The 5,577-nt window shown below is 62.2% G+C and carries 6 protein-coding genes; 4 read left to right on the top strand and 2 right to left on the bottom strand.

Annotation, left to right across the window (positions count from 1 at the left end):
• Positions 1-245: hypothetical protein (locus AC1DOC_RS16880; protein ID WP_478130122.1), on the bottom strand; the 245-nt coding region annotated here is incomplete at its 3' end.
• Between the two features lie 39 nt (positions 246-284).
• Positions 285-1,409, bottom strand: coding sequence for a sensor histidine kinase (locus AC1DOC_RS16875; protein ID WP_015866023.1), 1,125 nt, complete (start codon positions 1,407-1,409; stop codon positions 285-287).
• 242 nt (positions 1,410-1,651) lie between these two features.
• Here AC1DOC_RS16875 and AC1DOC_RS16870 point away from each other — a divergent pair, with 242 nt between their 5' ends.
• The 4 genes from AC1DOC_RS16870 (at position 1,652) to AC1DOC_RS16855 (ending at position 5,410) form a co-directional block, all read left to right on the top strand.
• Positions 1,652-2,392: a Crp/Fnr family transcriptional regulator gene (locus AC1DOC_RS16870; RefSeq protein ID WP_015866024.1), complete on the top strand. Its 741-nt coding sequence runs from the start codon at positions 1,652-1,654 to the stop codon at positions 2,390-2,392.
• 121 nt (positions 2,393-2,513) lie between these two features.
• Positions 2,514-3,221 carry a Crp/Fnr family transcriptional regulator gene (locus tag AC1DOC_RS16865; RefSeq protein WP_015866025.1) on the top strand — a complete coding sequence of 236 codons (708 nt, stop codon included), beginning with the start codon at positions 2,514-2,516 and terminating at the stop codon, positions 3,219-3,221.
• Between the two features lie 203 nt (positions 3,222-3,424).
• Entirely contained in the window at positions 3,425-3,865 is a 441-nt protein-coding gene (locus AC1DOC_RS16860; protein ID WP_015866026.1) for a hypothetical protein, read from the top strand.
• 1,323 nt (positions 3,866-5,188) lie between these two features.
• A complete protein-coding gene (locus AC1DOC_RS16855) occupies positions 5,189-5,410 on the top strand; it encodes a hypothetical protein (RefSeq protein ID WP_015866027.1) in 222 nt (73 codons plus the stop codon).
• The last annotated feature ends 167 nt before the right edge of the window (positions 5,411-5,577 follow it).

Genomic DNA, 5,577 nt, shown 5'->3' with positions numbered 1-5,577 from the left:
GTCGGGAGCGCTGCGTTCTTCCGCGCGCAGGATTTTTCGATCGCGATCGCCGATGCGCCCTCGCGGGTGATCGCTTCCACATGCACAACTTGCAGCGCGAGTCTTTTCGCCTTGCCTTGAACCTCGAGAGTCACTTCGATCATGCCGCTCGCAGCCAGCCGTTTTGCCGCGGCCACATCCGCCGACAACGTGAGCCGCCGAGGTGGCGTCATTCGTCCGATTCGCATCAGTAATTGGGTATCCATGGCGAGTCCTTTCGGATAAGAGAAACGATCGAGTGCCAGTCAGGGAAGGGGGTGACGCGGCAGGCATATGGTGAAGACGCAACCGACACCCGGCACGTCCCGCACGGTCAATGTGCCGAAGTCTGCTTCGACGCTTTGGCGGGCGATGGAAAGACCCAGCCCCAATCCGGACCTGTCATGACTGTGTTGATTGAAGGGGGCGAACATCTTGGCGGCGATTCCCGATGGCAGCCCGCCGCAATGGTCTTCGACTTCGATCAGGACGTGCTCGCCAAGTTCATAGGCTTTCAAGGCGACGTCGGTGTGCGGGTGCGTGAACTTGAACGCGTTTTGCAGGAGGTTTGCCAGCGCGGCGAGCAGCAGTTCGCGATCTCCCCGGATGGCCAGCAGGGAATCGACAGGCGGCACCTCGAAGACGCAACCGGCGGCGCCTGCAACGAGCTGGGCCGCGGTTTCAGCGTCCTTGATGAACAAGGCGACGGAAAATGTCTGCCGCTGGTCCGGCGCGCCGCTGCGCACCTCGGCGAGCGCCCGGCTGATCAGGGCACCCATTGCTGACAGGCTGCGTTTCAGCACGGCCCCGGTGGCGCCTCTCACTGTCATGTTGCCGAGTTCAAGCGCGTGAATCGCCAAGGTTGCTGTTCCTAGGGAATTGCGCAGCTCGTGAACCAAAAATCCGAAATGCTCTGTCGCGTCGAGGCTCTGCTGGCGGGCGATTTGCGTATCCCGTTGAAAGCTGAACTCGCTGACGGCGTCCGCGATGGCGTTGTCCAGGCAGCGGTTCAATGTCCGGAATTCCGCGACAGCGAACGGGGCATCGCGTTCAAAGGCCAGGTCCGTGATCGCCTGGCAAAGGTCGCCATAGTCGTGAACGACCTGGTCAACCGTGTAGCCCAGCTTCAGCAGCTCCTTGCCATGGGCTGTGGCGGACACCCCCATTTCCGACAAGGCCAGCGAGTCCCCGCCCGATGGCCCCGAGATCCTGATGCTGTCGGCGGGTTTGTTGTCCTCTTCGGCCGCAAGGGTTCTTATCAGCTGCTCGAGAAACAACGGGATGCCATTCGCCAGCTGATGTTCCGTGGCGGCCCGCCGGGGCCTCAGTGCGACCTTCGACTTGCACCGTGAAACCAGCTCCTCCCGGTTGTTGATGAGAAAGTTGCGCATGTTCCGGGACCTCGATGGCTTTCGCCCGCTTCATTCAATGAATGTCGCCTGCTTCTATTAGAGACTTAGAAGGCGTACCGTCATCTTTAGCGGCGCCGGGGAGAATCGTCGGTGCGGTGTCGCACATACCGTGGCGTGCCGATGTGCAATCGGCACTTGCATTCCCTCGACTGTGTGCGGAAGCGCACAGACGCCGAGGTATCGGCGGCAAAATGATGAGCACTTTGGAATCTCCTTCCGCCATGGCATCGTCTTCTCCCTCGTCTTCTTCGCGCGCAGCCGTGGCGCGCAACAGCCTCCTGGAGGTGATGCCGCCGGAGGTGCTGATGGGCCTGATGCCGCTCCTTGAACTGGTGCCGCTCAAGCTGGGCGAGGTGCTGTACGAATCGGGCGTGGTCCAGCAGTACGTGTACTTCCCGACCGATTGCATCGTCTCGCTGCTGTACGTGCTGGAAAACGGGCAATCGGCCGAGATCGCCGTCGTGGGATTCGAGGGGATGGTCGGCGTGGCGCTGCTGATGGGCGGGGGCAGCACGCCCAACCGCGCCGTGGTGCAAAGCGCAGGCCAGGCGTTCCGTCTGAGCGCCAGCCACATCAAGCAGCTGACGGACAACGGCGGACCCCTGCTGCATCTGCTGCTGCGCTACACCCAGTCGCTCATCACCCAGATGTCGCAGACGGCCGTCTGCAACCGACACCACTCACTGGAACAGCAGCTGTGCCGCTGGCTGTTGCTGAGCCTCGACAGGTTGCCCGGCAACGAGCTGGTGATGACCCAGGAACTGATCGCCAACATGCTCGGCGTGCGGCGCGAAGGAGTGACGGAGGCGGCCGGCAAGCTGCAGCGCCTGAACCTGATCAAGTACTCGCGGGGTCACATCACGGTGTTGGACCGCCCGGGGCTGGAGAAGCAGGTGTGCGAGTGCTACGAGGTCGTGAAGCGTGAAACGGATCGCCTGCTCCCTCGTCAGCTCGCAACCTGAGCCAGCGGCGGTCGCGCCGCATTGGTGCGCCTGCGCACAGACGCGAGAGGGGCCCTCGGCAACAATGCGCTCGGTTGCGCATTCCCGCGCTGACTCTTGATTCTTCCCAACAGGCGGTTCCGTGACATCAGCCCCGCCCCGCACCGTCCTCAACCGCCTGCTCGAGGCGCTGCCGCCCGCGGACCGGGTGCATCTGCTCGAGCGCTGCGACAGCGTGCAGTTGGTCACGGCGCAGATCCTCTACGAGCCGGGCGATGTCATTCATCACATCCATTTCCCCACGAGCGCGTTCGTCTCGCTGGTGTCGACCGCGGACGGCCACGATGGCCTCCAGACGGGGATGGTGGGCAACGAGGGGGCCCTGGGCTACGAGCTGTCGCTGGACGTGCAGCGCGCGCCGCTGCGGGCACTGGTGCAGGGGGGCGGCATGGCCTGGCGTCTGACGGCACAATCGTTCGCCCAGGAGCTGGAGCAGAACTCGAAGCTCAAGCGCATCCTCAATCGCTACGTCTGCGTGCTCTTGATGGAATTCGGCCGCTCGGGCCTGTGCAACCGCTTCCACTTGATCGAGGAGCGGCTGGCGCGCTGGCTGCTGACTACACAGGACTGCGCGCATTCGACGCACCTCGCGCTGACCCATGAAGTGCTGGGCCGCATGCTGGGCGTGCGCCGGGTCGGCATCACCAATGCGGCAACGGCGCTGCACAGGCGCCGGTTGATTGACTATCGACGGGGCGTCATCACGATCACGGACCGCGAAGGGCTGGAGAACGCGGCGTGCGATTGTTACCGGGCCAATCGGCGCAGTTATGCGCACCTGATCGCATAGCTGCCGGTCGGCCGCGATGCGCCGCCGTCTTGCATGTGCGCTGCTCCAAGCAACAGGCGGCATGAAGCCGATCGATCCGGAAGTGCGCCTGGCCGGGCCGGCCTTGACCGTCGATTGCATGCGGTCAATGAACGCCATCCTCGAGCCGCAGGCTGTGACTTGGCAGCCTACGTTCCCACCTAGATGTGAACGCGGGAACATAGATGGCAGACGATTTGGAAGACCTCAAGCGCCGGCCGGTGGTGGGGGACAAGAGCGACGGACGCAGCATGAACGACGAAGCCGCGAAGTCGCAGCCGGTGGCACTGTGCCTGCAGCCAGGCGCCTCGGAGTCGCGCCTGGCGCGCGAGTGGGGCGTCAATGCCAATCAGGTGGGACGCGGGCTTCGCGAGCACGGCCATGGTGGTCGCGCGCGCAAGGCCGTGGCCAGCGTGGTGGCGGCGTTCGTGGCGGTCTCGGTGCCGCCTGCTTCGCTGATCGCGGTCCGAAGCGGCGACGACAGCCTGAGGGCGCCGGATGAGGGGCAAACCTCGTCGATTCGAAGCATTGGGGAGGCGAGATTCATCATCATGCACACCATGACTTTCATCACACGCCAAATCGGTGACCTGTTCAGACCTTCCCCTAGAAAGTCGGGGCAATGACGTCCAACTGGCATAGCCGGATTGTCATGGTTTGCCGAAACGGCAGTAATTGATCTACGGAAGCCGGGGCGATTCAGTCTATGTTCGCTGGCGCACCGTCTCATGCCAGGAATGCGCCTAGCCTGAGGGGCCTTCAAAGGATTCTCCATGAGCCGTTCACTACTGACTTTTGCGCTGCTCGGCGCGTTGAGCTTGGCCGCGTGCGATAGACCCACCGCCGTGGTCGCCGTTCCAGCGGCACCCGTGGCTGTGCCCGGACCCGCAGGGCCCCCAGGTATAGCAGGTGCTCAAGGCGTCGATGGAAAAAAAGGGGACACTGGCAAGCCCAGTGAGAGTACTACTGTGATCATCACGCCAGCTCCGGAGGCCCAGCCAGCGAAGTAAAGCGACAGACTTTGCGGATCCCTGAAAAATGCTGAACGGCGAAAGCAGCACACCACCAGTGATGTGCTTTCGCCCCGGTCAAGCCGATAGCACGAAGCGCCATTCACGGCTCGTCGAGGGCGTGATGAATGCTGCCGCGGTCTCGCTGCGATTGCGCGGTCCCGACTTCGAAGCTGCGGCGWCCTACCTTGCGCGAACGTCAGCCCTCGGATTAGCAATGATGTCGAAAGTCATCTCAGCGAAAAAGTTGAAGCCGACGGGTAGCCGTAAAGCCAGCACGTATCAATACACCGAGGTTCCGAACTCTTTGTGGCCTGGATGCCTCAGGCTTGCATGCGTTGTGACTTCAATCATTGGCGTCTCGTTGCTGGCCGGCCGGGCCGCGATCACCCATACAACCGCGTCGCGCAGGATCATCGGCGTACTGCGCCCGTGGAGGTAGGTACAAAGCAGAGACTCAGCCGTGAATTGGGAGGGTGCATGGTGCCCTCCATATGGAAGGAGTTGGAACCGTGACACTACCGCTGGGAGGAAGTTTGGACCGTGAGGTAGCGCACAGACCGAACGCCAGAGCCACGCCATGATCTCGTTGACGGCCATCCAGCGCTGGTAGAGGTAGCTTAGGCGCCCGCCCATCCAAGGTGGAGCCTCGATGCTGGCGGGCTGTCACTGTCCAAATCCTGAGCCTCCGACGTTTCAGTGCCCGCCTCAAGCGGGCATTTTTACACCTGTTCCGCGCACAGCCGGTCGACGTAAGCCATTGCCTGGGTCTTTTCTGGACTTGCTCTTGAGGTGGCCAGCAACAATTATCTTGAGCGGCGGCGCTCAAAGTCGTTGACGCCGGGCATTGGGGGAAAGTAGCGCTTTTTATGTACGGAACCGAACAGACCAGTTTCCTCGACTTTCCTAACGTGACTTGCACTCATGGGAGGAAAATCGATGTCAAAGCAAATCATCCACAGCGCGACCATCACTCTGAAGCTGCCGCTCAATACGAGTGCTGAAGAACAGGCGGCAGCGTTGCAGGCCGCCGGCATTCCCATCGACGCAATCGGGAATGCAGCGTCGGGCTTTCTATTCGTTCGGCGCACGAGGGATTGGAAAAATCCGACCAAGATCTTTCGCTGGTTTGCCACAGACATAGGGCTAGTCGCCCTATAACCGAGGCGTTCGGCCGTTCTTTTCCCTCTTCCGGCACCGGAGGTGGTCCGCGCTCGGTCTTGGCTGTAGCGCGCCAAGTATGTTCGCCATCGCACGGACGGTTCACCCCGACCGGCCAACGATGGGGCTGGGTCTTTCCATCGCCCGAATTCCGGTCAAGCCACGGT

It is taken from the genome of Variovorax sp. 01T439_2, assembly GCF_056398445.1.
This window is presented reverse-complemented; position numbering and strand designations above follow the sequence as displayed.